We start from the raw sequence: 25705 nt of genomic DNA on the forward strand, positions 1-25705 counted from the left end.
GCGCTTGCGTCCAACCAATGCCGACCGAATAGCAATCCGCGAGCAACAGATTGAGCTTTGCCGCGACATGATTGCGTGGGAAGCGTCACACCATTGGGGCGATGCAGTCCAACTCGCGCATTTCTCGACTGATATCATCGAGGAATACAAGCGCCTGATCGCCACGCTGCAGCTAGTCAGCGACGGGTTGCGAAACCTTGAACCAGTTCAGTGACTAATTCACTGGCCGCGTCCCGTGCCATCTTATGAACGGCGCATTCTTCCCGGTGATCTCCACCCGCGTACAGAGCCTGGCCCAGCCTCCGGAATTGGTACGTCGCAAAACTCAAAGGGCTTCTGATACCCGACAAATCGAAGAGCCCGCATGGTCTTGCCGTCAGTCGTATGACCCTCCTGTCGTTGACCCTGGGCAGGACCACAAGATACACGCACGCAACACAGAATCCAAAGAACGTCGGCGCGCCGCCCCTCAGTAAGAAGTTGGTGGCGCTCGGGTCCGCATCCGCCCGTCTGGCTGTGTAAGGGTGAAGTGCCGGTCTGAGTCCTTAGTTGGGTGACGGACTTCTGCGCTAAGCCTAAACTTGCCAGATGACACTTTATGCGCGAAACTTGGTTTTCGAAGAGCCACTCATAGAGCAGATGTGGGAATAGCGTGGTTGTCCACACCACCGTCACAACCGGCATCAAAAATAACGGCGAGCAAAGTGGGGTCCAATCAAATGGCATATGTCGCGTCTTGGCGGAATCCTCGCGTGAAGGCGCGTGGTATGGTCATAAGAGCAACTTTCGCCGCCACTGCGTTGTCGCAGTTAGCGGCCATCGCGCATGCCAGCGAGGGATCATTTGATGACTTTCCTTTCTTAGTACATTGCGAGGTTAGCGGCCTGCATCGTGCTTTCTATTTGTCCACAATTGGCCAAGACGGGGTTGCCGTCTATATTTCGCCAGACAGGCAGGCCGGCACCATAACTGTAAGCGGCAAGGCCGATCCGGTGGGCGGAGACGGGTCGGGAAGTTGCGCAGGAAAAACACTTGAGCAACTACGATCGACGGGTCAAGCATATGACTTGCAACACTGATCTTTGAGGAATGTAGTCTTATTCTTTTGACCTACTATCTCAGCTAGGACACCGGCTGTGGCCGGCTGAATGCCCGGTGTTCGTACGTGCCTTCCTTCGAGCCAAGCCAATGCTGCCTTGTCTCGCGCCTGACAGAGTACATGGGATGATCAGCGAAGTTCCATCCGACCGCTCTTCACGGCAGGATCCCCAGTCATATTCACGCCCACCGAGAGGTGGCTCACGACCGAGCGCCAATGGGTGCCTAGTTTTGATTGAAACTCGTCATATAGTGCTGGATGGCTCCCCGTACGCTGGAGAATAGACGCTCGGGTCCTAGTCGATCGGCGAAGCCAGAGGCCCGGATGTATTCGAGTACGCTGGGGTTCAGCGCCACTATCCAACACGTCATTCCTTGCTCGGTTATGCGGCGTTCACCCTCCATTATCATCTGGAGGGCGGAATACTCGATGTCGAAGACCCGGCTCATGTCGAGCGCGAGGACGCGCGGCTTGTGCTCGACGACCAGGGCCTGGATCTGATCCGCGACCCGTTGGGCATTGGCGAAGAAGAGCCGTCCCTCCGGCCGGAGGATAAGCAGGCCCTCGAATGTCTCATCGTCCGGGTGCTCGGGTGACAACGGACGGACTACGTCGGTGCCCCGCTTGCGGCCGATCACGTAGACATTTGGGTTGGCCGACTGACTGGCCAAGCCAACGAGCGACAGAACGATCGCCACGACGATGCCCTGCAGCGTGCCGAAGGCAAGTACGCCAAGGAAGGCCGCCAGCGCCCATCGAAACTCCATTCGCCGTACCTTGCGGATCGACACGAACTCGGCCGGCTTGATCAGTCCGATCGAGTAGACGATCACGATTGCCGCCAGCACAGCCTGAGGCAACAGGCTGAGCAGCGGGGCGAGGAGCAGCATGGTGGCCGCCGCGGCACAGGCCGTGACGAGAGATGCCTTCTGCGTTTGTCCTCCGACCGCGCGGACCACGGCAGTCTGGGAAGTACCACCGCCCGCCGGCATGGCGCCGAACAACGCACCCGCCAAGTTGGCGGCCCCTGTTGCAAGAAGCTCGCGGTCGGCCTTGATGAGCGGCTCGGCGGGGGCGGCGAAGGCTCGCCCGGCGGCGATCGATTCAGTGAAGCTCATCAATGCGATGCCGAGCGCGCCCGGCAAGAGTTGCTGGACGAGGCTGAGAGTCGGCAGGGTGATCGAAGGGAGCGACTGTGGGATGAACCCCACAATCGCGACGCCCAGAGAATCCAAACCGACGAACCATGAGAGCCCAATCCCCGCGCTCACCGCTACGAGGGGAGCCGGCGAATGGGGCCAGAGCCGCTCTATAGCCAACAGCGCCAGTATTGCCGCGATGGCGATGGTCAAAGTGAGCAGCGACGTGTTGGGTAAATGGTGCGCCACACTCAGAATGTCGCGGAGGAAGCCTTCCTTCGCAATGTGCACGCCGAGCAGCTTCGGCACCTGATCGAGTACGATCACAAGACCGATACCGGCCTTGAAGCCGGTCAGAACGGGAGACGAAATGAAATTGGCGACGAACCCGAGGCGAAGCACTGAGGCCCCGATCAGCAGGGCTCCGGTCAGCGCGGTGAGCGTCGCAGTTGCCGTGATCAGTTTATCCGGATCACCGTCCGGAACTGCGAGCCCGAGCTGTGTCCCAGCGAGGATCGCAAGGGTGGTCGTAGAGCTTACACTCAGGACGCGCGATGTGCCAAGCAACGCGTAGACGATCATCGGCACGAAGGCCGTGTAAAGTCCGACACTCACCGGCAGGCCCGCAACCGTCGCGTAGGCCATCGCCTTTGGCAGGACGACGGCTGAGGCCGTCAGGCCTGCGACCACGTCGAGGCGTTGGATTGCAACAATCGAGGGCTTTTTCACGCCGCTTTGCCAGCGCTCAACAATCGAGCGACCTTGCCGATGTCAGTTATGGTTCTCAACCTAGTCTAGCTAGGGTGTAACTCCTCGGCAAGGAAGGTACTTAACTGTATCCTACTCCAGGAATTTCGGTTCAGTCTGGCGACGCAGCGATGGTAGGTTCCGATGATCTCGCGCATGTCCTCCGGATCTAGGCGGCCTGCGAGTGCCGTCGAGCCGACGACGTCAACGAACATGACCGTTAGCTGCCGCCGCTCAGCCTCTGGAAGCGGCGGGGCTGTCCCTGAGATCGCCGCCAGGGATCGCGTGGTCGAGGTGGCCGCTGTATCCGAATTCGCGCGCAGGACGGCGATAGCGGCGAGCACGAGATCGTCGGCCGTGAGCTGGGGAAGCGTTTCAGCTTCAATGTCGTTGTCGCGAAAAGCCTGCTCGTATTGCTGCAGGCCGAGGCTCCGTAGCCATTTCGCGATATCCACGCCCCTTCTCCTTTTCGGCTGCGGGGGCTGCCCTGTTCTCCCAACTATATCCCAAATCGATGGAGTAGGCGGAATCTCTTTGGAAGAGGCCGCTGAAACGGAGATATCGGCGTGGAACGGGTGGCCTGACGACGAGCATCGCTTCTCGAAAGGATGCCTGCTCTGAGGTCAGGACTTGCCCATGCTCTTGCCTCGGGGAAGGTCAGCTTCGGAGAAGCGCTGGCAATGTCAAGAAATGGCGCGTCCTTCCTTTCCGCAGACCGGAAGAATTGACCCTTGGACTAAGCCGCTCGCGCGGCAATGGCGCCCGTGGTGAGGGTGCAGCAATGATCTGAACGGTTCCGTTGCAAAATTGTCGTCTGGCAATAGAAACTCTGGGAACGACCCCAGCCTCACGCGACGGCGATGATTTCGAATTGCTCGGCGATAGCGGATTTGGATTGAAGGCGTACCTCGCCTGTCGTTTTCGCATCATGTGGATCATCTCGATCCCGCCCAGCGTGGCGATAGCGCTTGCCAAGTTTGAAACCGAGCATAGGCCGCACACGACAGTTGATGCGCCGGTGATCCTGCTCGATGCGGTTGTTGAGGTACTGGCTCTTTCGGATGCGGATCGGCTTGAGCTGCCGCCGCGACCGATCCCGCAGCCGGCTTTCCGCGTCACAGGAAAGGATCGCCTCGCGATTCGTCTGGCTGCCGTCGTTGACGATGCGCTCGGGGTGGCCATGACGCTGCAACGCCTTGCGCAGGAAGCGTTTGGCCGCCGGCAGATCACGATGCTCGCTGAACCAGAACTCGACGGTGTCGCCGACGCTGTCGATGGCGCGATAGAGATACATCCAGCGGCCGCGAACCTTGATATAGGTTTCGTCGATATGCCACCTTCCGCCGACGGCACGCTTGCGCCGATTGAAGCGTTTCAGCAGCAAGGGCGAGAAGTGAACGACCCAGCGGTGGATCGTCGAATGATCGATACTGATGCCGCGCTCGGCCATCATTTCCTTCAATTCGCGAAGGCTCAAGCCGTAGGCCAGATACCAGCGAACGCAAACAGAATGACGGACTAGTCGAAATGGCGGCCCTTGAACATCTGAACTCTCCGGCGAAACACCAGAGGCCATGCCATGCGCCTGGTACCGAAAGCTTTGCAACACAGCCCAATTTTGCAACGGAACCCGACAGAATGCCTCTCCCAACCATCAACCGACAGTTAAACTGGCTAGGTGTGTCTTTCCTGCACTAGCTGCGGTGTAGTCCCCCGTTAGTTTGCGTGTTGTAGCTTGAACCGATTCGCCCGAGGGGAATATGTGATGAGCAGGATTCTAATCGCAGTGGTCGCGGCGCTCGCCGTCGCCAGCCTAAGCGGCTGCGCAAATATGGACATCGGCAAAGGGAAGGGGAAGGCTCCGCCGCCTGTCGTCGTCGAAGAGCCTGCACCGGCGCCCGTGTACAAGTAAACCGGCCTAGGTCGGGATGGGGAAAGGGCCGCTGGCCTTTCCCCATCAGCCAGCAATCCGGATCGGGCGACTCTTCGGCTCGGTCGTGAGGTCGGCAGTGGCGGGCAGGACCCGCTTTTGATCTGCGCTCTCGGAGTTCGGGAATGAAATGACGCTTGTAAGTGGCCGTTCGCTGTCCGTGGCCCTGCTCGCGCTCGCGGCGGCATCATGCCAATCACAATCGCAGGATAAACCTCAACTGAATTTCACGTCCGATGATCGGACCCTAGCGGCTGCCGGGGCGCCGACGAGCACGGTGAATTCAGCAGAAGGCCGGTACTTCATCGAGTTCCGCTCCCGCTACGCCTATACATACGGGCACTCCTTCGTGATTTTCGGGCGCATGGACAAATCGGGAAAGATGATCAATGCCGAAGTCGCCGGGCTCGCGCCGAAATCCAACGATCCCAATATCTATATGCTCGGCCATCTCGCGCCGGTGCCGGCCTCGACCGGATGGACCGACGGCGATCTGGAAATCGCCTACCGGTCGGCGAGCTGGACAGTTCCGCTTACCGAACCTGAATACAGGAGGGTCGTGGCATATATACGCAAGCTGCAGGCCAAGTCGCCGCTCTGGCACGCGTCGCTCTACAATTGCAACGCCTTCGTGGCCGACATCGCAAGCTTCATGGGCTACAAGACGCCAGGTATCTGGCTTATGCCGCGTGATTTCATCACAAAGCTTCGACAGATGAATGGCGGGCCGAATGCGATCGGCTATACCGGCCCGCCGGGGGTTGAATCCGGAAATGCCGCCGCCGCAACGGCCCCCCGTTAGCAGATCGAGAATGTCGAGGCGGCCGCGGCTCCTCAAGACGTCCATACTGCCGTAAGGGCGCCGGTGAGCTAGATTGAGCATGGAAGCGAGTTCAGTCGGCGAGATCGTATGGGTGTTCGGGATCGTCGGCTGGTATGTGATTCGATATCCTTTCGAGCACCGGGCCAAGCGCGTGCTGCTCTTCGGCCTGGCGATTCTGCCCGGCCTATATGTCGCGACCGGAATCCCCGAGTCAGCCGACTTTACGGCGAGATGATGGGCGGTCGCGCTCGGGGCTATCATCTTCGCCCTGGCCGCGCGCGGCATGGGCCTCCCGGACTTTAATGGCGCATCATTGCCATCCGAATCAAAGGATGCGCTATGGGACAGGTTCTACACCGCCGCGCCACCATGCTGAAGCGGAGCCACTCGTTCGCCTCTGCCCAAAGCACGGGAACTCGGCAAGCGGAATTAGACTCCAAACGGAAATCGCTTGCTGTAAGGTGCGATTGCTCAAGTGTTGTCATGTGCCGGTTGTCCTGCCATGAACGGTCCCGATCCCGTTAAACCCGTGCTCGACCCCATCGACCGTCTGTCGGAGGTAATTTTCGGACTATTGATGGCGCTTTCCTTCACAGGCACCATGAGCGTCGCGGTTGGCGAAGGCGACAAGGTGGGGGCCGTGCTGATGGCTGCCCTGGGCTGCAACCTCGCTTGGGGAATTGTCGACGGCGTCATGTTTGCCTTGACGACAGCTGTGGAGCGGGTGAAGCGCCTAAATTTCTTTGAGGCCATCCGCGTGATGCCCCTGGCAGAGGCGCGGCGCGTCTTCCTCTCCGAGTTGCCGAAGGACGTCCGCCTGGTCACATCCGAGGCCGACGCCGAAAGTATCGTCACGCGCATCAGATCTCTTCCAGCATCCGACAATCGCCGCATTGTGAACATTCGGGATGTCAGAGCTGCAGTTTCAATCTGCTTGCTGGTCATCCTATCGACGCTTCCACCCAGCATGCCGTTCCTCTTCATCAACGATCTGCCGACGGCGATGCGCGCGTCGAACGCGGTAGCCGTCGCCATGCTGTTTTTGATCGGCGCACGGCTCGGCAAATATATGGGCAGAAGCCCTTGGCCGATGGCTCTGGCCATGGCGGCAATCGGTAGCGTCTTGGTAGTTACGACTATAGCGCTTGGAGGGTGAACTGCCGGGCGTGCGCATTGAGTCCACCCTACTAGCCGATTTGGCTCGCGGCGCTGCCGCCTAGCTTAAAAGCAGCAACGCGTGCCGGCTTCATCGCGTTTCCCCAGCAGGTTCTCTATCATCGCCATCCGCCATCCACGCATTGAGCAGCGTATAGGCGACCGCCAGAACCGTCGGGCCTATGAAAATGCCCAGTATGCCAAACGCTACCAGGCCGCCGATGACCCCGGCCAGGATAAGCAGCATAGGCAAGTCGGCGCCTCTGCGGATGAGAACAGGGCGAATAAATTGATCCATCGTCGCGGCGACGATGGTAAAGGCCAGCAACACCGTCGCCCAAAGCGTGTCGCCCGAATAATACATCCAGATCACTGCCGGAGCCATTACCAGGACCGGACCGAGCTGGATCAGACACAAAATGAAGATCAATGCCATGAGCACGGCGGCATAGGGCACGCCGGCTACGGCCAGCCCGATACCCGCTACAGCGCTTTGCGCAACGGCGGTAACCACTACGCCTAAGGCCACACTTCGGATCGCCTGGCCGGCCAGCTTTACCGCGGTCTCTCCACGAACGCCGCCCAGCCGGCGACCGAAGAGAATTGCGGTGGCGGCGGCCCGTTCACCGCCCGAATACATGATCGCGGCAATCGCGGTCGTCAGCAGGAAATGTATGAACATGCCACCCAAATTTCCGGTGGCTGACGCGAACCAGTAGGTCAGCGTTCCGGCATAAGGGGTCAGTCTTTGGACCAGTTCCTGAGCGCCCGCCGAGTTCAGTTTCTGCCATGCTTCGGCAGCGCGTGCTCCAACCAGGGGCACTCCCTCCAGCCAGCTGGGTGGCGGTGGCAGTCGCATCGACAGGATAGTCCGGACCAGGTCGCCAACCTTGTCGATGTTCGCGATGACCGTGCTGAGCGCCAGCCAGAAGGGCACGATCACAAGCAGCAGCAAGGTCAGCGTCATGATCAGGACGGCAAGGCCGCGGCGGTTGCCGGTATGGCGCTGCAACCAGAGCATGAGCGGCCAGGTGGCAAGCACCAACGTCGTGGCCCATACGATCGCCGGCAGAAACGGCTGCATCACCCAGATGCTGGCGATGAGAAGACTGCCGATGAACAGCACCGCCAGCGTCACGCGGGTGAGATCCTGACGAGGATGGACGAGGGGACGCGAACCGTCCGAATCCATTATCTGCCCTCCCAACGCCGCTCGCCTATCTTTCTCACGTCATGTTCTCCAAGTCCGCTCCTGGCGCGCCCAAACCTGCGGTCAGCCCATCCTTGGTGTTCACCTATGGTATTCGCCCTGACGGAACCACGGCCCGCCTACCTGCCTAGATTTGCGGTGGCAGAAGGTAGATCGTCATGGCGAAGATCAGATAGACCATCAGCAGCAGCACTCCGACGAACCATGCGGAACGTCCGCTATTGGTCATCAGAAATGCCGTGATCGTCGCGATAAGCACCATGACGACCGCGCCCGGCCAGAACAGCAGGTCCATCGGAGCGGGGCCGATAACATAGCTGAGGAGTACCATCATCGGGGCGACGAAAAGCGCGATCTGTGATGCGGCCCCAAGCGCGATGCCCACGCTCAGGTCCAGCCGGTCCCTTCGCGCGCCGGCAAACGCCGCCGCCATCTCGGCAGCACCGCCTACCAACGCAACGACGATGAAACCCACGAAGGCCGGCGTCATGCCGAACGCCACCGCAGCCTCCTGCACCGACTCGACGAACACTTCGCTTACCAGAGCAACAAGCACTGTCACCGCTGCCAACGTTCCGAGAGCCAGGCCCATCGGCCACGCTTCGCCTTCTTCCGCATGGGCTGTTCCGCTGAAAAGTTCTCGATGGGTCTTCAGTGAGAAGATCAGGCCCATCGCGTAGGCGCTGATGAGCAGCACCGACAATCCAACGCTCAACTGCTGGGTGAACGCGGACGTGGCAACGGAATCGACTTGCGCCACCATGGACGGGGTCACCATCGCGATCGTAGCGAGGAACAGCAGGCTGGTTTGCAGCCTGGCGCTGACCCTGTTGTACTCCTGCACATGATACTTGATACCGCCTAGCAGGAACGAGGCGCCCAACATGAACAGAGTATTGGCGACGATTGCTCCGGCGATAGAAGCCTTCACCAACGTGTACTGGCCGGCTTGCAACGCAGCCAGCGCAATGACCAGTTCCGTCAGGTTTCCCAACGTGGCATTCAGCAGCCCGCCGACCGTATCGCCCGTCTTGGACGCGACCGACTCGGTAGCCGCGCTCAGCAAGGTGGCCAGCGGTACAATCGCCAGCACAGAGAGCACAAAGAGCAGCGTGTGCGCTTCCGGCTCCAATTGCCGGACGACGAATACCACCGGAACAAACGCCAAAAGCCAGAGAACGACGTTGCTACGGATCTCTTTGATCAAGGGGCCCATTTCCAGCCTCGTTCAGGAGATTGCGGTCAGCCGCCCTCAGCGCCTGCACGGCGACCGCCGCAATGAGGCCTGTCATCACTATGCCGGCAAAACCGATTGCTATCGCCAGTAACCTCGTCAGAAGGTGCTGCGGCGAGAAATCGCCGTAGCCGATCGTAAGACCGGTCACGAAGGTGAAGTACAGAGCTTCGTCGACGCGCCAATTTTCAATACGCCCGATGATCAGCCCGCATCCCGCCATGGCGAGAAGGATGCCGGAGAAGATCGGCCAGACCACGCGAAGCTGCTGCACGAGCGCATAAAAGAAGCTGCGTCTCAACTGCCGCGATCGGGGCTTGCCGGGTAATCCTACTGCCACCGAAGTCCCTTTCTCAGGTCGGATTTCAGTTCGCCATCACGCCCACGATCACCGTCCCCCAGTTGTGAGCAGGATATGGCCGATCGGAACCGCCGGCGTATAGCCAAGGACGGCAACCGGACTACCCGAGCGGTCCTGCACCGCCGCCATGCCGGCGGTCATGGTCTGCGCCCCAGCCAGTCCCCCGAGGAGCAGTATGGGGTTCAAACGGAGCAGGTAGTGCCCGAGGTACAGTCCCGGCCCCACCGAAGAGAGGGAAGCGCATACGCAGATGCCCGACAACCAGTCCTGCCAGCAGCGCCCTCAGCGACGGAGAAATCGTGATCCCAAGCTGGCTAACGATGACGGCTGCAATGGGGGTCGCTGTTACCGCTCCTAGGCCGAGATCTTCATCCATAAAGGGGCAGAAATAATAGCAAATGGCTAGAGACATGAAGGTCAAGATTTCAGGACAGCTGCGAAGCGTGCTTACAAACCCATTCTACCACGATACCCTCCTGTTGCAGGTTCAATACTAGAACAAGCGGCCAGAAGTTCTCCGACTGCTTCCGCCGCTAAGGTAAATTGTATGATAATTATCCTAATGAAACCGCTGATTGTAATTTCAGTTAGTTTGAAGTCGTACAATACACCCTTGCGTGCCTTATTTCAAGGTGTTATCATGGAACAACTGTATCGCTATGTTATTGAAGTCTCGATTTTTTTGACGTAGACTACTACTATGGTTAAATTTTAACAGCAGACGTGAGCGAGCGCGGAGGGGCGTAATTCAAAGCTTATTTTAATTATGGTGTGTCTAAAAACTGCGCGAGAAAGTAGTTTGATAGTAGAGAGTTGAGGGCCATTGAAGGGGTGTTCCTGTGGCGCATCAATTTTCCAGTGAGTTTGGCTCTGTTCAGAGCTTGAAGCGACGGCTCACCCCGTGTGACCGGTTAAACCATATCGATGCCGCGCAAACGGTTTCCAGTGCAAGCCATATTCGCGAAGGCTCCGACAGCGGTGGCGCGGCCGGAATGCCCGACCGATGCAGATCGGACGCGCAAGGACCGCCTCTGGATGTTCAGCCCAACGCGAATTCTGCGGCGTACTGCGGAACCCTCGATTTCGAGTTCTGGCTGCGCAAATACCAAGGCGAGGAAATGGTTACGTGGCTGAAGAAGAGCGTTCATCCACTGGACCTGGTCTATCGCCTGGCGGAGGACCACTCGATCGTGCTGCTCAATGGCGGGGGTTTCGATGCTCCCAACTGGAGCGTGCGTGTCTCCTTCGTCAATCTCCAGGACGATATCCATGACGACATAGGTCGCGCCGTCCGCGCGGTTGGGCGGAGCTACGTCGACACTTTCAACACCGTGCAAAAGAAATAGCTCGGCGATCGCTACCGTAGGAGCAGCCAGATGACCCATTGTTCCAGGTTCGGCCTCGTTTCAGTCGGCCTTGCGGCCCTCCTGATGCTTTCGCCGGCGGTGGGTGCGCCAGCCTACGCACAAACGCCCACGCCCACTCCCCGACCGGCGGTCGACAGCGAACCGGCCGCCGCCACCGAGGAGCCTGCTCCTCTCACGCTCGACGAGTTGAAGGTCCTGACCGCGCCGATCGCGCTTTATCCTGACGATCTCGTCGCGCTCACCATCGCGGCTTCGCTCTATCCGCTACAGATCGTGCAGGCGGCCCGCTTTCTCGACGAAAAGGCGAAGTCTCCCGACCTCGAGCCGAGCGACAAATGGGATGGCAGCGTGATCTCGCTGCTCAATTATCCCAAGATCGTGAAGATGATGAACGACGATCTGGAGTGGACCGAACAGTTGGGCAATGCGGCCGCCAACCAGCAGAAGGATTTGCTCGTCGCCATCCAGCAGTTGCGCGACGAGGCGGTCGCCAAGGACTACCTGAAGACGACGGAGCAGGTGCAGGTTGTCAACGAAGGCGACAATGTCGTGATCAGGTCTGCCGATCCGCAGACCGTCTATATCCCGACCTATCCCCCCGAAATGCTGTACGAGCCCGACTACGTCATAGCGGGCGACCCGATCGCCTACGACCCGTACCCCTCCTATTACTATCCGACAGCGCCCTACTGGGCCGCGCTTGCTACCGGTGCGATGTGGGCCGCAGTGGTCGACTGGGACGACTGGGGAACCTGGGGCGGCGACGTGGATCTCGACGTCGATATCGGCGACAACATCGATATCGATTTCGACAATATCGACATCGACAATATCGACATCGACAGGCTGAAGGACCTCGACCTCAAGAACATCGACCGCGACAAGATCAATCTCAAGAACGCGAACATCGACCGCGACAAGCTCAAGCAGAACCTGAAGAGCAAGGACTTCAACAACATTGCCAGCAAGGCGAAGGACCGCCGGGAGTCGGGCAAGGGCAAGCAGGCGCGGGCGCATGACCTCAAGGGGAAGGATGTCCGCAAGAATGTCGCCGAAGGTTTGAAGGACCGGCCGCAGGCCAAGCTGCCGAAGTCGGGGACCAAGCGGCCCGATGCAAAACGCGTCTCGGACCAGCACAGGAAGGCGAAACCGGCGGCCAACAAACCTGCGGCGAAGAAAGTCGCTCAGAAGAAGTCCTCCAGGAAAAAGCCGGCTGCGCGCGCCGACAATCGTCCGCGCAAGCCGTCGGCGATGGGGAATCCGCGACCTGGCAGGGTTGCGACCAACCATTCGAACCGCGGTGGCTATAGCCGGGGTGGCGGCCATCGCCAGGTGCAGAGCAGAGGTGGAAGAGGAGGGGGCGGAGGCGGACGAGGCGGAGGCGGACGAGGCGGAGGACGCCGGTAGCAACTGCCGTATCGTGTGCGACATCCGGCTTATTTCAGGAACATGATCATGATCCGATACCTCATTACCGCAACTCTCGCACTTTCGCTCGGCGTTCCCGCACTTTCGGCCGGCGGCGCCCAGGAAGCACAGACCAGCACCACGCAGGATTTCGATGCCTTCATCGGCGAGACGCCCACGCCGTTCGCAACAGTCGACGAACTCGTCGAGGCGTTCCGCAAAGCGCTGGAGGAAGATGACAAGGAGGCCGTCGCCTCGCTTCTCGGACTGTCGCCCAGCGAAGTGCTGAAGTCGAAGGAAGTGGAGGCGAGCTTTCCGGAAATCCGCGAAGAGGCGGCGAAGGGCATCGCCGTCAAGGAACTGGCACCCGACCGCCGCTCGCTTCTTCTTGGTAAACAGGTATGGCCGTTTCCATTCCCTGTCGTGCAGACAGAGGGCAAATGGGCGTTCGATACCATCGCCGGGCTGGAAGAAGTCATCAACCGCAGGATCGGCGAGAACGAGCTGACCACCGTCGCCAACCTGCGCGCCTATGTCGACGCCCAGGAGGATTACAAGGAAACCGACTGGGATGAGGATGGCGTCGGCGAATATGCTCAGAAGCTGATCAGTACGCCCGGGACATATGACGGGCTCTACTGGGAACCCGGCGACGGCGTGCCGGAAAGCCCGTTCGGTTCGCTGATCAGCCAGGCCGAGTTGGCGACGGCCGCCGAGGACGGCTATTTCGGATACCGCTACCGCATATTGAACGGCCAAGGCGCGAACGTCGCCGGCGGCCAGTACGACTACGTCATCAACGGCAACATGATCGCCGGCTTTGGGCTGATCGCGATGCCTGCCGAATACGACCGCACAGGCATCATGACCTTCGTCGTAAACCAGCACGGCACAGTCTACGAAAAGGACCTGGGGCCCGATACGGCGGCGCTCGCCGAAAAGATCACGGCATTCGATCCCGACGACAGTTGGGCCGTGGTCAACGATCCGGGCGAGTGAGCAGGCCCATGCACATCGCGGATGCGTGCCTTGGGACTAGACGGCTGTCGCGTACCCTGCATTCAGAAGGTGGCCCCTAGTGAAAACGATAGCCCTGCTTCCTGTTATCACCTATCCCGAACCCAACCCTGAAATGGTAGTGCCCAGGGCGGTCGCGATGGCGGCGGCCCTCGGTGCGCAACTGCATGCGTTGGCCATCAACGTAGAGATCCGAAACATCTCGAATGCGCTGTCGCGGAGGCTGGTCGACGTCCCCAAAATGACGCGGGAGGCCGAAGCGCTGTGCCGGGATCGCGGCGAAGCGTTTCTAGCAAAGGTTGTGCTGGAAGCGAAACGGGCAGGCGTGGACACAACCACAGACGCGGTCGCGTCGAACGCTCCCTTGCTGAATGACACCGCTGCAATTCAAGCGCGTTACTATGATCTCGTTCTCTGCGCCTGGGAGGCGAACAACCCCACGAGCAGGACGACCGCGCAGGCCATTATCTTCGGGTCGGGAAGGCCGACGATCCTTCTGCCAGAGGTCGAGCCTGTCACGAAGCTGCACAGCCTTGCTATAGCCTGGGACGGCAGCCGTGTTGCGGCTCGCGCTGTGGCGGATGCACATCAGGTGTTGCGCCGCGCTTCCAAGATTACGGTGCTCACCGTGACGGGCGAGAAGTCCCTGCGGGAGACGGACGCCGCCCAACGCTTGGCTCAAGGGCTGAACCTACGCGGGCTGTCAGCCGAGGCCATGCCATTCGTATCCGAGGATTGCCCGGTCGAGGTGTCGCTTCAGGAGCGAGCGATCGAAATCGGCGCCGACCTGATGATCATGGGAGCGTTCGGTCACACCAGACTGAGGGATTTCGTGCTCGGTGGGGCTACGAAAGGCATCCTGTCGGACGTCCGGCTGCCGATAATGCTTTCGCATTGATCGTGTCGGTGACGCGTGGCGAAGCGCCATCGAGCTTATTCGGAACCGGGTGGTCAAGGAACGGCAATCAATGGTGTATATTTGGCAATGGTGTATATTTGGCCTAGGAAGGATATTCGCATGAAGGCTCGTTGGCTATTTACAGGAACAGCTTTCGCTGTCATTGCGCAATCGTCGCTTGCCTGCATGTATAGCCCTGAAGCACATGCCCAAGAGGGATCGTTCGAGGACTTTCCTTTCTTGGTGCGTTGTGAATTAAGCGGCATCGTTCGTGGTTACTACTTGTCCAAAATTGGTCCAGACGGGGTTGCCGTTTATATAACCCCCGACAATCAGGCCGGCACAATCACCATGCGAGGCAAGGCCGAGCCAGTTGGCGGAGATTGGTCGGGAAGTTGCGCCGGAAAAACACTTGAGCAACTAAGGTCGGCAGGCCAAGCGTATGACTTGCCGCATTGATCCCTTGAGACGTCGTTGTTGCTCCGCGTTATGTCGGTTCAAATCCCGTTCCATTTAATCACGAACGGCCATGGCGAGCTTAGATCGCACTTTGGTGCACATGACGGTATTTTCTTTGGCCGCATGTTCGACGGCGCGTCGGTTCCTCAATGCCCGCCCGAAAATACGAGTGTTTGCACCGGAAGAAGGAGCGCCTGGAATCTCAATATGATCGCATGCACCAGCCCGACCGTATCTATGACGTGCAGGAACAGCCAGTGCGCTGTGCCCAAATCTTTCTCGGCAAGTCGGTCGTGATTGTTGGTGTAGGCGTTGGCGATGCAACTGCTGCCTGGAGGCACGCCATCGAACCCTCCCGCGAACAGCGGCTCCAGAAAGACGGTGATCGTTCCGGGCCGGACCACCTGTTGGGCGTCGATCAACTGATCCGACGCCCGAACCTGACCGGTCGCGATGAGATCCTGAACCTCGGTGACCACCATTGGAATGATCGTCAGAGGCATCGAAATACAAGTCGCTTCGGCAACCATGCCGACCTTCATGACCTGGGCTTCGAGCTGGCTGAAGCCCCCTATAAGAGCCTTCCTTCCGGCTTCCGCCGGTATGAGAACTCCGGCGGGCCGCATAATGGGATTTACGATGTCTCCCTTGCGCAGGGTGAATTGCTCCAAAGTGCCGGCGACCCCGGCGTAGACGACGGTCTTGTCCAGTTCGACCTGGGCCTGGGCAAGCGCCGCCTCGGCGCTTTTCTTCTGCGCCGGCAGCACGGACGAAATCTGCGATTCGACGGACTGCTTGCTTGCCATGACCGCGGAAATGGCGGCCTGCCGCCCTTCCACGATGTTGGCGAGCTTTTCGATCTCGCGCTGCGCGACCGTGCTGGCGTTTCGCCGTTGAAGTTCGGTCTTGGTTTCGAGTTCGTCCAAGGCCTGCTTGTACGAGCTTTGCGCTTCCTGAATGCGGGCGTCGGCCCCTACCAGCTCGGTTTTTGCCAATTCGAAACCAGCGTCTATCTCCGATATGCGCCGTCGCGCGGTCTCGAGCGCCGCTTCCTGCTCCGAGCTGTCAAGCCTGAAGATGCGCTGGCCAGCCTCGACCTTATCCCTTATGCCCACATAGACTTCCTCGACGCGGCCGGAGCCTTCGGGGAGGATGGGAATGGTGCGAAAGAACGAAATCGCACTCGACGTCGACGGATGATAGTAGAGAATGAGCGTCAGCAGAATCACTGTCAGAGCTATGCACGCCGTTATCCCGTATCGCAGCTCATACCATACAGAATAGAGCGTGATCTCGTGACCAATCCTCTTTCCCTGTACGAAGCGGCGGACGAGAAAATCGGGCAGGACGGTCAGGACCGAACAAAGCAGAACCTCGATCATCGTTCATGACCTCCCACTGACACCGGCTGGCGCTGATGGCGGTCGGACGGCTCCGGCGCATGCGTCTTGGCGATTTCGTCGCGGGGGTCGCTTCGGGCTTTCTCCAAGGGGGTCGGAGGAGGTACGGCCTCCACTTTGACCGGCGTATAGTTGGCAAGCACCTCGGGAGCCGGCTCAGACGGCGCCTCCGCGGCGGGGGATCGAAACCGCCCCGTCGCCATCCTGGCGAGCGAGTCGGCCATGCTGGCCAGGGGCGTCCAGAAGTCGGGCACGGGGACGAGCGCCAGAAACAGCGCGGCAATCCAGAACGCATGGATGTGGGTGAACAACGCCAGCAGCGACAGCACCGCCACCAGCTGGAACTGGATCTGACTGCCGCCGTGGGACATGCGCTCCGGCAAGGAATGGAGCCAGAAGTACAAACTTCCAATCCCCATCACGGCCAGCACAAGGAAGATGACCGACCCCGTGAACAACACATCGGTCTCGCCGGGGGCCGTTATGAAAGGCGGAAGATGATGCGGCGCCGCCGGATGCATTACCTCGGACATGCCTGCCACTCCCCAATTTCGCTCGTGCGAGGACGCCCGAGCACTAGGCACAGCAACGTCCAGCGCCCAAACTTAAGGATACTCCGTCCGCATCCGAATGCAACTGAAGAGGCCAGCAGTCGCGGAGCCGCCGCCCTACGCAGGACAGCCATCTCGTTGCTATAGCAATGCCAAGGCGACCGCCAAAAGGCTAACGACCAAGGCGGCGAGGCTTGGGACAAGCACGGCGGCTCCCGAGTAGAACGCCAACGCCGCCACCCAGTCGTACGGCCTGTCACCAGCTTGAGACATTGTCAAACCCTTCCGTCCGTTCTGCTCCTTGAGAAAACGCCGTCGGCGGTCGGCGCCTTCCCGCCCTTGGGGCGAGCCTCCTGAGCGGCCGCCTCGCTTTTCCACCCATTACTGACGAAGGGGGACGTCCGCGGCGTCTGAAAGCAGCACCCTTTCGGCGGCTCCGTCGAGATCTTCATATTGGCCGCTGCGCATCGACCACAGGAACGCCGCGAGACCCGCGACGCCCATGCCCAAGGCAATTGGAACAAGCCAGAGGAGATAGTTCATGCCGCCTCCGCCACGTCGAGCCTGCGAAGAGCCGGAGATCCTGCGGGCGGAGGCTCGCCCGGAAGGCGCAATGCGTTGCCGACCACGAGAATCGATGACGTCGACATGGCGACAGCGGCCATAAGGGGCGTAACATGGCCCATCACAGCGAGGGGCACGACCAGAACGTTGTAGGCGATGGCAAGGGCGAGGTTCTGCCGCACCAGCCGGGATGCGTTCCGGGCGACTCTTATGGCATGTGGTACGGCCTCAAGGCTCGTGCCCAGGAAGACAAGGTCGGCAGCATTCCGCCCGATGTCTGCCGCCGACGAGGGCGCCATTGAGACATGCGCGGTGGCGAGCGCGGTGGCATCGTTCAGCCCGTCTCCAACCATAAGGATGCGGCGGCCGGACCGCGCCAGCTCCTCCAGACGCTCGACCTTGTCCTCGGGAAGCGCACCGTGGCGGATTTCCGGGATTCCCAACGCAGCCGCCACCCTGCAAGCCTCCTCCACTCGATCGCCGGACAGCACCTCTGTCGCCAACCCGAGGTCAGTTAGCTTTCGGATGGCACGCGTCGCGCCAGGACGGATTTCGTCGGCAATCGCAAATGAACCCGCAAGCTTTCCGTCTTTCGAAAGCCACGTGGCGGCTTCACTCGGGACGTTGGCCACGCTTGCGGAGACCCAATCCTTCCTTCCTAGCCTGTAAAACGCTTCGCCAACGCGCCCTTCGATCCCGTATCCGGCAACTTCGCGGAACCCTTCGATAGCCACTCTTGAGACTGTCATCGCGGCCACCGCGCGGCCCACCGGGTGCCTGGAAAAGGAGGCGAGTGCTGCGGCGGCCACAACATCTTGCGGAGCTACCGTGTGCCGTTCGACGCGGGCGGCGCCCGTCGTGAGCGTGCCCGTCTTGTCGAAGACCACGGTGTCGGTCTCGGCAAGGCGCTCTAGCGCGCTGCTATCCTTGAGGGTGACGCCGAGATCGAACAGCCGGCGCGCCGCCACGACCTGGACCATCGGCACGGCAAGGCCGAGCGCGCACGGGCAGGTGATGATGAGGACGGAAATCGCAATCGCTTGCGGTACCGAAAACTGGATCTGGAAAGCGCCATCCCCCATGTCGCGGCTGGCGAGCACGATTTCGCGCTCGGCAATTTCCCGCCCTGGCGCCAGCAGCAATGCGGCTTCGGCCCCCGGCGCGCAACAACTCATGGTCTCACCCCTCTGGACGTGCGACCGCCCTGTACGCATGCCGGGTTGCGTGCCCCAGCAGAGGAAAGATGACGATCATCCCGATAAGCCCTGTGACCACGCAGACTGCGAAGAGCAGGAGCACCAAGGCGCCCCAGGCCAGCATCGGCGGAAGGTTGTTCCACACCAGTTTCGCGCTGATAGCCATAGCCGTTAGCGCGTCCACGCGCCGGTCGAGCAGCATCGGCACTGCAAAGACGCTGATGGCGAAAGCGAAGGCCGCGAAGAGGCCACCTATCGCCGTCCCGATCGCAATCATCGCCCACCCATATGCGGTGCCGAAGAGCACTCCGACTATGCGGTCGAATCCGGGAAAGGGCGTCACGCCGAAGAAGAGCGCCCAGAGGAGCACTGCCGCACGCGTCCACAGAAGCAGGAGCAAACACAGTAGTAGGCCCGTGAAGAAGACCTGTGCGCCGCCGGTGGGGCGCACCAGGAGCATCGAGGCGAGGCCGATGGCGCGTCCTTCCTCTTTTGCCCGGCTCTTTTCATACAGGCCTAGCGCCAAAAAGGGGGCCACGATCATGAACCCGGCAAGCGCCGGAAACAGAATGTAGTCACGACCGAATCCGACAAGCGTCCAAACGAAGGCGACGGACAGGAGAAAGACGACAATCCCATAGGCCAGGCTCGACGCGGGCCGGATCCAGAAATCCCGCCAGCCCGCAGAGGGCCAGCGGAGTCCCTCGAAAAGCGGCAGTCCCCGGTCGAGGCGCCGGTCGCGCGTTTCGCCAATGCCCGAGGTCTCGCTGAGCAGCCAATACGACTTGTCGGTCTCGCTCATCTCACTCCTCCTCTCCTGTCGAGACAAACGCAGGCGCTGCTTCGCGGGTTGATTTCGCTCGTTTTCGCCGTGTTCGACATGTGCCCGTCGCCACGCCGTCCGCCGTCGAATTGCGTCCCCGCGACAATCTGCCCTTGTGCCTTCACCCGTCTGGACAAAAACGGGCTTCACGCATAAACCGAAGGCCAATTGCCGGAGGAATTCGCTAGCCTGTTCGCCATGCGCTGTCGGGTTGGCGTGAAAGAGCGGGGAACAAGCCTCGGCCACCGGCACGGAAGAGGCGAAAGGATCAGGCACCCGTGAGCGCAACCGACATCCAGGATCCCAACCGTCGTGATTTTCTCTACGTCGCCACGGGCATGGCCGCGGTGGTCGGCGCGGGTGCCGTCGCCTGGCCGTTCATCGACCAGATGCGCCCGGATGCCTCGACGCTGGCGCTGGCCTCGGTAGAGGTCGACGTCTCCTCGCTGACTCCGGGAACGTCGCTTGTCGTGAAATGGCGCGGCAAGCCGGTGGTGGTGCGCAATCGCACCGAACAAGAGATGAAGGACGGCGAGGCGGTCAATCTGGCCGAGCTCAAGGATCCGCTCGCTCGCAACGCCAATCTGCCGGCCGATGCGCCGGCGACCGACGCCAACCGCACCATGCCGGGCAAGGAGGCCTGGATGGTGATGGTCCAGGTCTGCACCCATCTCGGCTGCATTCCGCTCGGCCAGGAAGGCGAGTTCGGCGGCTGGTTCTGCCCGTGCCACGGTTCGACATACGACACCGCCGGCCGCGTCCGCGGCGGACCGGCGCCGGAGAACATGTCGGTGCCGGTATTCCAGTTCATTTCCGACACCAAGATCCGTATCGGCTGAGGCGAGGGGACATTTCGATGAGCGAGGGACACTCGACCTATACGCCCAAGACCGGTATCGGACGCTGGGTCGATGCCCGCATGCCGCTGCCGCGGCTGGTCTATGACAGCTTCGTCGCCTATCCGGTGCCGCGCAACCTCAATTATGCGTGGACCTTCGGCGGTATCCTGGCGCTCATGCTGGGGGCGCAGATGCTGACCGGCATCGTGCTGGCCATGCACTACGCGGCGGACAGCAGTCTCGCCTTCGATTCGGTCGAGAAGATCATGCGCGACGTGAATTCGGGCTGGCTGTTGCGCTATCTGCATTCGAACGGCGCGTCGTTCTTCTTCGTCGCCGTCTACATCCACATCTTCCGCGGCCTCTATTACGGCTCCTACAAGGCGCCGCGCGAGCTTCTGTGGATCCTCGGCTGCATCATCTATCTCCTGATGATGGCGACAGGCTTCATGGGTTATGTGCTGCCCTGGGGACAGATGTCGTTCTGGGGCGCGACCGTCATCACCGGCTTCTTCACCGCCATCCCGCTGGTCGGCGAATGGATCCAGCAGCTTCTGCTCGGCGGCTTCGCCGTCGACAACCCGACGCTGAACCGCTTCTTTTCACTGCACTATCTGCTGCCGTTCATGATCGCCGGCGTCGTCGTGCTGCATATATGGGCGCTGCATGTGGTCGGCCAGTCGAACCCGACCGGCATCGAGGTCAAATCGAAGACCGATACCGTCGCCTTCACCCCTTACGCGACCATCAAGGACGCGTTCGGGATGCTGGTGTTCCTGTTCATCTTCGCCTATTTCGTCTTCTACCTGCCGAACTTTCTCGGCCATCCGGACAACTACGTCGTCGCCGACCCGCTGAAGACGCCGGCCCACATCGTGCCGGAATGGTACTTCCTGCCGTTCTACGCGATCCTGCGCGCCATCACCTTCAATATCGGGCCGATCAACTCCAAGCTCGGTGGCGTGCTCGCGATGTTCGGCTCCATCGCCATGCTGTTCCTGGTGCCGTGGCTCGACACCTCGAAAGTGCGCTCGGCGGTCTACCGGCCCTGGTACAAGCTGTTCTTCTGGCTGTTCGTGATTGATGCCGTCCTGCTTGGTTGGCTGGGCTCGCAGCCGGCCGAGGGCAGCTATGTCTTCATGGCGCAGATGGCGACATTGTTCTACTTCGCCTTCTTCCTGGTCGTGCTGCCGGTGCTGGGCCTGGTCGAGAAGCCGCGGCGATTGCCGAACTCGATCACCGAGGCAGTTCTCGAGAAGAACAAGGCTGGCGGTGGCGGGCATCCGGCTCGCGCGACAGCCGCGCCGGAAACCAAGGGCTGAGCATGACCCCGAAAAGTGGAGACCGGTTTTCGGACAAGATCATGCTCGAGACGACGACAGCGCGCCAGAGAATCTCAAGGGGATTTGGTATGAAGACGATTCTCACCTCGCTGGCGCTGCTCGGCCTTGTGCTGGCAGGCACTGCGGCCGCGACCACCGGGGCGATCGCCCAGGAGGAGGCGCACAGCGAAGCCGCGCCGACGCATTTCCCGATACACCAGCCGAAGGAGATGGACTGGAGCTTCGCCGGGCCTTTCGGCACCTACGACAAGGCGCAGTTGCAGCGCGGGCTGAAGGTCTTCAAGGAAGTTTGCGCCACCTGCCATTCGATGAAATTGGTGGCGTTTCGCACGCTGGAAGACCTTGGCTATTCGGAAGCGCAGGTCAAGGCGCTGGCCGCCGAGTACACGATCAACGACGGTCCCAACGATGCCGGCGACATGTTCGAACGTCCCGGCATACCGTCCGACCATTTCCCGGCGCCGTTTCCCAACGATCAGGCAGCAGCGGCCGCCAATGGCGGGGCTGCCCCGCCCGATATGTCGCTGCTGGCCAAGGCGCGCGGCGTCACACGCGGTTTTCCGCGTTTCGTCTTCGACATCTTCACGCAATACGCCCAAGGCGGTCCCGACTACATCCACTCGCTGCTGACCGGCTATGACGAGCAGCCGCCGGCGGGCATGGAGATACCGGAAGGCACCCACTACAATCCGTACTTCATAGCCGGCGTCTCGCTGAAGATGCCCAACCCGCTTTCCGACGATCAGGTGACCTATGACGACGGCTCGCCGCAGACGGTCGACCAGTATTCCCGCGACGTGTCGGCCTTCCTGATGTGGGCAGCCGAGCCGCATCTGGAAGCCCGCAAGAAGACCGGCTTTCGCGTGCTGGTTTTCCTGTTGCTGTTCGGTGCGCTGGTCTATTTGACCAAGCGCAAGGTGTGGGCCGGCGTGGCGCACTGAGCTACGGAAAACCACGAAATCGAAAAGGGCGTCGAAGGGGCGCCCTTTTTGCATGTTCTGAGGACTGCCTCCGAAGACGCCTCCGAAGGTAGCCGGCTCCAGTCCTTTGCCGGACAATTTTCTTCCAGGCGCCACATCGCGGTAGCCGTCGCCGGCCGCGCCGGGTTACGATCGGCCAAAATTCCCTTTCATGTCTTCAAGTCGGACGAACGCCCGGAGAGCCGCCCCATGAAACCTTCGCTCGAGGACACGCTGCTTGCCGCGATCCGCACCATTCCAGACTATCCGAAGCCGGGCATCCTGTTTCGCGACATCACCACGCTGCTAAGCAATGCGCGCGCCTTCCGCCGCGCCATCGACGAGCTGGTGCATCCCTATGCCGGCCAGAAGGTCGACAAGATCGCCGGCATCGAGGCGCGTGGTTTCATCCTTGGCGGCGCCGTTGCCCACCAGCTCTCGGCCGGCTTCGTGCCGATCCGCAAGAAGGGCAAGCTGCCTTACGAGACGGTGCGCGTCGCCTACAGCCTCGAATACGGGCTGGACGAGATGGAGATGCACAGGGATGGCGTGTCTCCGGGTGAGAAGGTGATCCTCGTCGACGATTTGATCGCCACCGGCGGCACGGCAGAGGCAGCGGTCAAGCTGCTGCGGCAGATCGGCGCCGACATCCTCGCCGCCTGCTTCGTCATCGACCTGCCGGACCTCGGCGGTCGCGACAAGCTCGAGGCGCTCGGCGTGCCGGTCAGGACGCTGATCGGGTTCGAAGGGCATTGAGAGAGTGTTCTGCCTTCTCCCCTTGTGGGAGAAGGTGGCCTCGCGAAGCCGAGGTCGGATGAGGGGTGCTGCATGGAGTGCCGCAGTGCCAAGCTGGAGCACCCCTCATCCGTCTCGGCGCTACGCGCCGATCGACCTTCTCCCACAAGGGGAGAAGGAAGAAACTATTCCACCTTCACCAGCACGGCGCTTTCGAACTCGATGACCTTGTCGCCGGTCGAATCGAAAGCTTCCGAGCGCAGTGTCAGCACTCGCCAGCCCGGCCGCGATGCGATGGGGCGGTGGGCAAGCGCGGTGCGGGTGAAGGTCACGGTTTCTCCGGCATAGACGGGTTTTAGCCATTTGAGGTTCTTGAAGCCGGGCGATGGCCCGAATTCGGGGGCGGGCCCACCGCCGGCCCAGCTGATGCCTTCGGCCTCCACGCCGGTCTCGAGGTTCAGCTTCATCCAGGTTGCAGCTGTGTGCCAGCCGGAGGCGCACAGGCCGCCGAACACGCTGTTCTTCGCCGCCTCTTCGTCGAGATGGAATATCTGCGGATCGTATTTCCTGGCGAACGCCTTGATCGCCTCGGGCTCGAATCTATGCGACCCGAGGGTGACGGTGACGCCGATGCAGAAGAACTCGTCCAATGTCATGAGCGGCCCTGTGCGGCATCACGGGCGAGGAACATGACCGTGTTCTCGAGTTCGAAGACGCCTTCGCCACGCTGGTTGAAAAGCTCGCTGCGCAAAGTGACGAGGCCGAGCTGGGGCTTGGACCTGGACAGACGTTTGGCAAGGACGGTGGTGCTGCCGCTCAAGATGTCGCCGGCCAGCACCGGCCTCTTCCACCGGACCTGGTCGACCCCGGGGGCGCCTTGCGAGGTCGAGTCCAGCAGGAAGGCGTCGCACAGCATGCGCATGAACATCGCGCAGGTGTGCCAGCCGGAGGCCGCCAGCCCGCCAAGGATGCTGGCCCTGCCCGCCGCCTCGTCGAGATGCATCGGCTGCGCATCGAACTCTTGCGCGAATTCGACGATCTCGGCCGCACTCACCAGCTTCGTGCCGAGGTCGAGCGAGGCGCCCTCGACGAAATCCTCATAGGCCCAGGTCTTTTCATGGGCCGAGGTCTTTGCGTTCTTTCCGGTCATGGTCTGGAATCCGGTTCAAGATTGTACGATCGCCACGGATCGGGTTTCCCGGATGCAGGCGGGGCGGTCAAGTCATTTCTGGTGCGCCAGGCCATCACGCTCAACGCAATGGAAGCTCCGAGCCTCTAAAGCCAGCCGCGGCGGCGGAAATACCAGAAGGGCAGGATCGCCGAGAGGATCATCAAGCCGATGGCGAAAGGATAGCCGAAGTTCCAGGTCAGTTCAGGCATGACGTTGAAATTCATGCCGTAGATCGAGGCGACCAGCGTCGGCGGCAGGAAGATGACCGCGGCGACGGAGAAGATCTTGATGATGGCGTTCTGCTCGATCGAGATCATGCCGAGCGTCGCGTCGAGCAGGAAGTTGATCTTCTGCGACAGGAAGGTGGCGTGGTCGGCGAGCGACAGCACATCGCGCGACAAGGTCTTGATGCGCGCGCGGATGTCCTTGCTCATCTTGGTCTGGGTCGAGGCGTGGGTGAGGAAGCCGGCGAGCCGCTGCAGCGAGATCAGGCTGTCGCGGATCGAGGAGGCGATGTCCTCCTTGCGGCCGATGGCTTTCAGCAATTCCTGAAAATCGCGATTGCGCTTCGAAGCCTTGGTCGAGCTTGGCTGGAAGATGTCGCGCGAAATCGTCTCGATATCGCGGCCGGCACGCTCCAGAATGTCGGCGAGGCGGTCGACGATCGCCTCCAGCAGGCCGATCAGGATGGTGTCGCCGCTGGTGCAGCCGGTCGCCACCTTCTCGGCGCGCTGCGGAAACGTCTTGAAGGCCTTCGGTTCGTGGTAGCGCACCGTGATCAGCCTGTTGCCGGCCAGCACGAAGGTGACCGGCGACATCAGGGGATCGTCGGCCTCGGTCTGGGCCGGCAGAATGGCGGTCATGAAATAGGCGCCGTCCTCGACATAGAGGCGGCTCGAAATCTCGATCTCCTCCATCTCCTCGCGCGTCGGAATGGCAACGCCGAGCCAGGCCTCGATGGCCGCTTCCTCTTCCTTTGTCGGGCTCACAAGGTCGGCCCAGACGACCTGGTCGCTGTTTGCCAGGAGATCGTCGACAAGGCGCAGGCGATCATTGTCGACGACGAATGCCTTGATCATCGCCGGGTCTCCCTTGCTGAGGCCAAAAGGATGGGTTCGAGCGGACGCGTCGTTTCGGATTGCACCGGGCGGGGCGCTTTCGACGAAAGCAGGGGCCGGTGCAGACGCCCCTTAGACCGGGCGTTGCGGGCAGTCAAGCCGCGCCGGAGGGAGCCGCGAAGCCTCTTCCTTCTCCCCTTGTGGGAGAAGGTGGCCTCGC

27 protein-coding genes and 2 pseudogenes are annotated in these 25705 nt (G+C 60.9%); 14 read left to right on the plus strand and 15 right to left on the minus strand.

From position 1 onward, the window contains the following. The first annotated feature begins 4 nt into the window (after positions 1 to 4). Positions 5 to 214 (plus strand): hypothetical protein, encoded by a 210-nt coding sequence (locus AC0L2Z_RS18400; RefSeq protein ID WP_023799928.1) that lies wholly within the window; start codon positions 5 to 7, stop codon positions 212 to 214. Between the two features lie 1109 nt (positions 215 to 1323). Here the strand turns inward: AC0L2Z_RS18400 and AC0L2Z_RS18405 are convergent. From AC0L2Z_RS18405 to AC0L2Z_RS18415, 3 genes and pseudogenes are all read right to left on the minus strand, one after another. Next, entirely contained in the window at positions 1324 to 2967 is a 1644-nt protein-coding gene (locus AC0L2Z_RS18405; protein WP_287171583.1) for a SulP family inorganic anion transporter, read from the minus strand. Between the two features lie 65 nt (positions 2968 to 3032). Continuing rightward, positions 3033 to 3440 (minus strand): SAM domain-containing protein, encoded by a 408-nt coding sequence (locus AC0L2Z_RS18410; protein ID WP_128178099.1) that lies wholly within the window; start codon positions 3438 to 3440, stop codon positions 3033 to 3035. A 392-nt stretch (positions 3441 to 3832) separates the two neighbouring features. Next, positions 3833 to 4530 (minus strand): annotated as a pseudogene (locus tag AC0L2Z_RS18415) (IS6 family transposase). A 220-nt stretch (positions 4531 to 4750) separates the two neighbouring features. Here AC0L2Z_RS18415 and AC0L2Z_RS18420 point away from each other — a divergent pair. The 4 genes and pseudogenes from AC0L2Z_RS18420 to AC0L2Z_RS18435 all read left to right on the plus strand — a co-directional run bounded on the left by AC0L2Z_RS18420 (position 4751) and on the right by AC0L2Z_RS18435 (position 6894). Continuing rightward, on the plus strand, positions 4751 to 4897 hold the full coding sequence (locus AC0L2Z_RS18420; RefSeq protein ID WP_077380058.1) for an ABC transporter: 147 nt from the start codon (positions 4751 to 4753) through the stop codon (positions 4895 to 4897). A gap of 148 nt (positions 4898 to 5045) precedes the next feature. After that, complete coding sequence (locus AC0L2Z_RS18425; RefSeq protein WP_287238931.1) at positions 5046 to 5717, plus strand: hypothetical protein; 672 nt, start codon at positions 5046 to 5048, stop codon at positions 5715 to 5717. Positions 5718 to 5790: 73 nt separating this feature from the next. Beyond that, positions 5791 to 5970 (plus strand): annotated as a pseudogene (locus AC0L2Z_RS18430) (protein-S-isoprenylcysteine O-methyltransferase); the annotation flags it as partial. A gap of 270 nt (positions 5971 to 6240) precedes the next feature. Continuing rightward, positions 6241 to 6894 carry a VIT1/CCC1 transporter family protein gene (locus tag AC0L2Z_RS18435; protein WP_473628956.1) on the plus strand — a complete coding sequence of 218 codons (654 nt, stop codon included), beginning with the start codon at positions 6241 to 6243 and terminating at the stop codon, positions 6892 to 6894. A gap of 90 nt (positions 6895 to 6984) precedes the next feature. Here the strand turns inward: AC0L2Z_RS18435 and ydiK are convergent, their stop codons facing one another. The 4 genes from ydiK to AC0L2Z_RS18455 all read right to left on the minus strand — a co-directional run bounded on the left by ydiK (position 6985) and on the right by AC0L2Z_RS18455 (position 9923). Continuing rightward, entirely contained in the window at positions 6985 to 8085 is a 1101-nt protein-coding gene (gene ydiK, locus AC0L2Z_RS18440; RefSeq protein WP_473628957.1) for an AI-2E family transporter YdiK, read from the minus strand. A 145-nt stretch (positions 8086 to 8230) separates the two neighbouring features. Then, positions 8231 to 9319: a calcium/proton exchanger gene (cax, locus tag AC0L2Z_RS18445; protein WP_128177060.1), complete on the minus strand. Its 1089-nt coding sequence runs from the start codon at positions 9317 to 9319 to the stop codon at positions 8231 to 8233. Next, positions 9291 to 9596, minus strand: coding sequence for a potassium channel family protein (locus AC0L2Z_RS18450; RefSeq protein ID WP_353842969.1), 306 nt, complete (start codon positions 9594 to 9596; stop codon positions 9291 to 9293). Before AC0L2Z_RS18450 ends, cax begins: the two co-directional genes overlap by 29 nt. A gap of 129 nt (positions 9597 to 9725) precedes the next feature. Next, the gene (locus AC0L2Z_RS18455; RefSeq protein ID WP_287171649.1) at positions 9726 to 9923 is read right to left on the minus strand and encodes an aspartate-alanine antiporter-like transporter; all 198 of its coding nucleotides are present in this window, start codon (positions 9921 to 9923) and stop codon (positions 9726 to 9728) included. A 614-nt stretch (positions 9924 to 10537) separates the two neighbouring features. On the opposite strand from AC0L2Z_RS18455, the gene AC0L2Z_RS18460 reads away from it, so the two are divergent. The 5 genes from AC0L2Z_RS18460 to AC0L2Z_RS18480 all read left to right on the plus strand — a co-directional run bounded on the left by AC0L2Z_RS18460 (position 10538) and on the right by AC0L2Z_RS18480 (position 14846). Further along, on the plus strand, positions 10538 to 11044 hold the full coding sequence (locus AC0L2Z_RS18460) for a hypothetical protein (RefSeq protein WP_353827865.1): 507 nt from the start codon (positions 10538 to 10540) through the stop codon (positions 11042 to 11044). Between the two features lie 30 nt (positions 11045 to 11074). Continuing rightward, on the plus strand, positions 11075 to 12472 hold the full coding sequence (locus AC0L2Z_RS18465) for a DUF3300 domain-containing protein (RefSeq protein WP_128177058.1): 1398 nt from the start codon (positions 11075 to 11077) through the stop codon (positions 12470 to 12472). Between the two features lie 48 nt (positions 12473 to 12520). After that, the gene (locus AC0L2Z_RS18470) at positions 12521 to 13471 is read left to right on the plus strand and encodes a DUF2950 domain-containing protein (protein WP_473628958.1); all 951 of its coding nucleotides are present in this window, start codon (positions 12521 to 12523) and stop codon (positions 13469 to 13471) included. A 79-nt stretch (positions 13472 to 13550) separates the two neighbouring features. Then, the gene (locus AC0L2Z_RS18475; RefSeq protein WP_473628959.1) at positions 13551 to 14387 is read left to right on the plus strand and encodes a universal stress protein; all 837 of its coding nucleotides are present in this window, start codon (positions 13551 to 13553) and stop codon (positions 14385 to 14387) included. Positions 14388 to 14507: 120 nt separating this feature from the next. Further along, positions 14508 to 14846 carry a hypothetical protein gene (locus AC0L2Z_RS18480; protein WP_473628960.1) on the plus strand — a complete coding sequence of 113 codons (339 nt, stop codon included), beginning with the start codon at positions 14508 to 14510 and terminating at the stop codon, positions 14844 to 14846. Between the two features lie 146 nt (positions 14847 to 14992). Here the strand turns inward: AC0L2Z_RS18480 and AC0L2Z_RS18485 are convergent, their stop codons facing one another. The 5 genes from AC0L2Z_RS18485 to AC0L2Z_RS18505 form a co-directional block, all read right to left on the minus strand. Further along, complete coding sequence (locus AC0L2Z_RS18485; protein ID WP_473628961.1) at positions 14993 to 16228, minus strand: HlyD family secretion protein; 1236 nt, start codon at positions 16226 to 16228, stop codon at positions 14993 to 14995. Next, on the minus strand, positions 16225 to 16779 hold the full coding sequence (locus AC0L2Z_RS18490; RefSeq protein WP_287171584.1) for a hypothetical protein: 555 nt from the start codon (positions 16777 to 16779) through the stop codon (positions 16225 to 16227). Before AC0L2Z_RS18490 ends, AC0L2Z_RS18485 begins: the two co-directional genes overlap by 4 nt. 399 nt (positions 16780 to 17178) lie before the next feature. Continuing rightward, positions 17179 to 17340, minus strand: a complete 162-nt coding sequence (gene ccoS, locus AC0L2Z_RS18495; RefSeq protein WP_128247209.1) for a cbb3-type cytochrome oxidase assembly protein CcoS — start codon at positions 17338 to 17340, stop codon at positions 17179 to 17181. Further along, positions 17337 to 18536 carry an HAD-IC family P-type ATPase gene (locus tag AC0L2Z_RS18500; RefSeq protein ID WP_473628962.1) on the minus strand — a complete coding sequence of 400 codons (1200 nt, stop codon included), beginning with the start codon at positions 18534 to 18536 and terminating at the stop codon, positions 17337 to 17339. Before AC0L2Z_RS18500 ends, ccoS begins: the two co-directional genes overlap by 4 nt. A gap of 4 nt (positions 18537 to 18540) precedes the next feature. Beyond that, positions 18541 to 19359, minus strand: coding sequence for a DUF2189 domain-containing protein (locus AC0L2Z_RS18505; RefSeq protein WP_473628963.1), 819 nt, complete (start codon positions 19357 to 19359; stop codon positions 18541 to 18543). Between the two features lie 299 nt (positions 19360 to 19658). Between AC0L2Z_RS18505 and petA the strand changes: the two genes are divergently transcribed. From petA to AC0L2Z_RS18525, 4 genes are all read left to right on the plus strand, one after another. Further along, positions 19659 to 20219: a ubiquinol-cytochrome c reductase iron-sulfur subunit gene (gene petA, locus AC0L2Z_RS18510; protein WP_027151039.1), complete on the plus strand. Its 561-nt coding sequence runs from the start codon at positions 19659 to 19661 to the stop codon at positions 20217 to 20219. Positions 20220 to 20236: 17 nt separating this feature from the next. Beyond that, a complete protein-coding gene (locus AC0L2Z_RS18515) occupies positions 20237 to 21541 on the plus strand; it encodes a cytochrome b (protein ID WP_128177051.1) in 1305 nt (434 codons plus the stop codon). 89 nt (positions 21542 to 21630) lie between these two features. Further along, positions 21631 to 22503 (plus strand): cytochrome c1, encoded by an 873-nt coding sequence (locus AC0L2Z_RS18520; protein ID WP_287137019.1) that lies wholly within the window; start codon positions 21631 to 21633, stop codon positions 22501 to 22503. Between the two features lie 228 nt (positions 22504 to 22731). Continuing rightward, positions 22732 to 23277: an adenine phosphoribosyltransferase gene (locus AC0L2Z_RS18525; protein ID WP_091598429.1), complete on the plus strand. Its 546-nt coding sequence runs from the start codon at positions 22732 to 22734 to the stop codon at positions 23275 to 23277. A gap of 164 nt (positions 23278 to 23441) precedes the next feature. Here AC0L2Z_RS18525 and AC0L2Z_RS18530 read toward each other — a convergent pair whose 3' ends face one another. From AC0L2Z_RS18530 to corA, 3 genes are all read right to left on the minus strand, one after another. Further along, positions 23442 to 23912 (minus strand): MaoC family dehydratase, encoded by a 471-nt coding sequence (locus AC0L2Z_RS18530; protein WP_023799902.1) that lies wholly within the window; start codon positions 23910 to 23912, stop codon positions 23442 to 23444. After that, the gene (locus tag AC0L2Z_RS18535; RefSeq protein WP_473628964.1) at positions 23909 to 24406 is read right to left on the minus strand and encodes a MaoC family dehydratase; all 498 of its coding nucleotides are present in this window, start codon (positions 24404 to 24406) and stop codon (positions 23909 to 23911) included. Before AC0L2Z_RS18535 ends, AC0L2Z_RS18530 begins: the two co-directional genes overlap by 4 nt. 125 nt (positions 24407 to 24531) lie before the next feature. After that, positions 24532 to 25506 carry a magnesium/cobalt transporter CorA gene (corA, locus tag AC0L2Z_RS18540; protein ID WP_023799900.1) on the minus strand — a complete coding sequence of 325 codons (975 nt, stop codon included), beginning with the start codon at positions 25504 to 25506 and terminating at the stop codon, positions 24532 to 24534. Positions 25507 to 25705: the final 199 nt, after the last annotated feature.

It is taken from the genome of Mesorhizobium sp. WSM4850 (genome assembly GCF_055811735.1).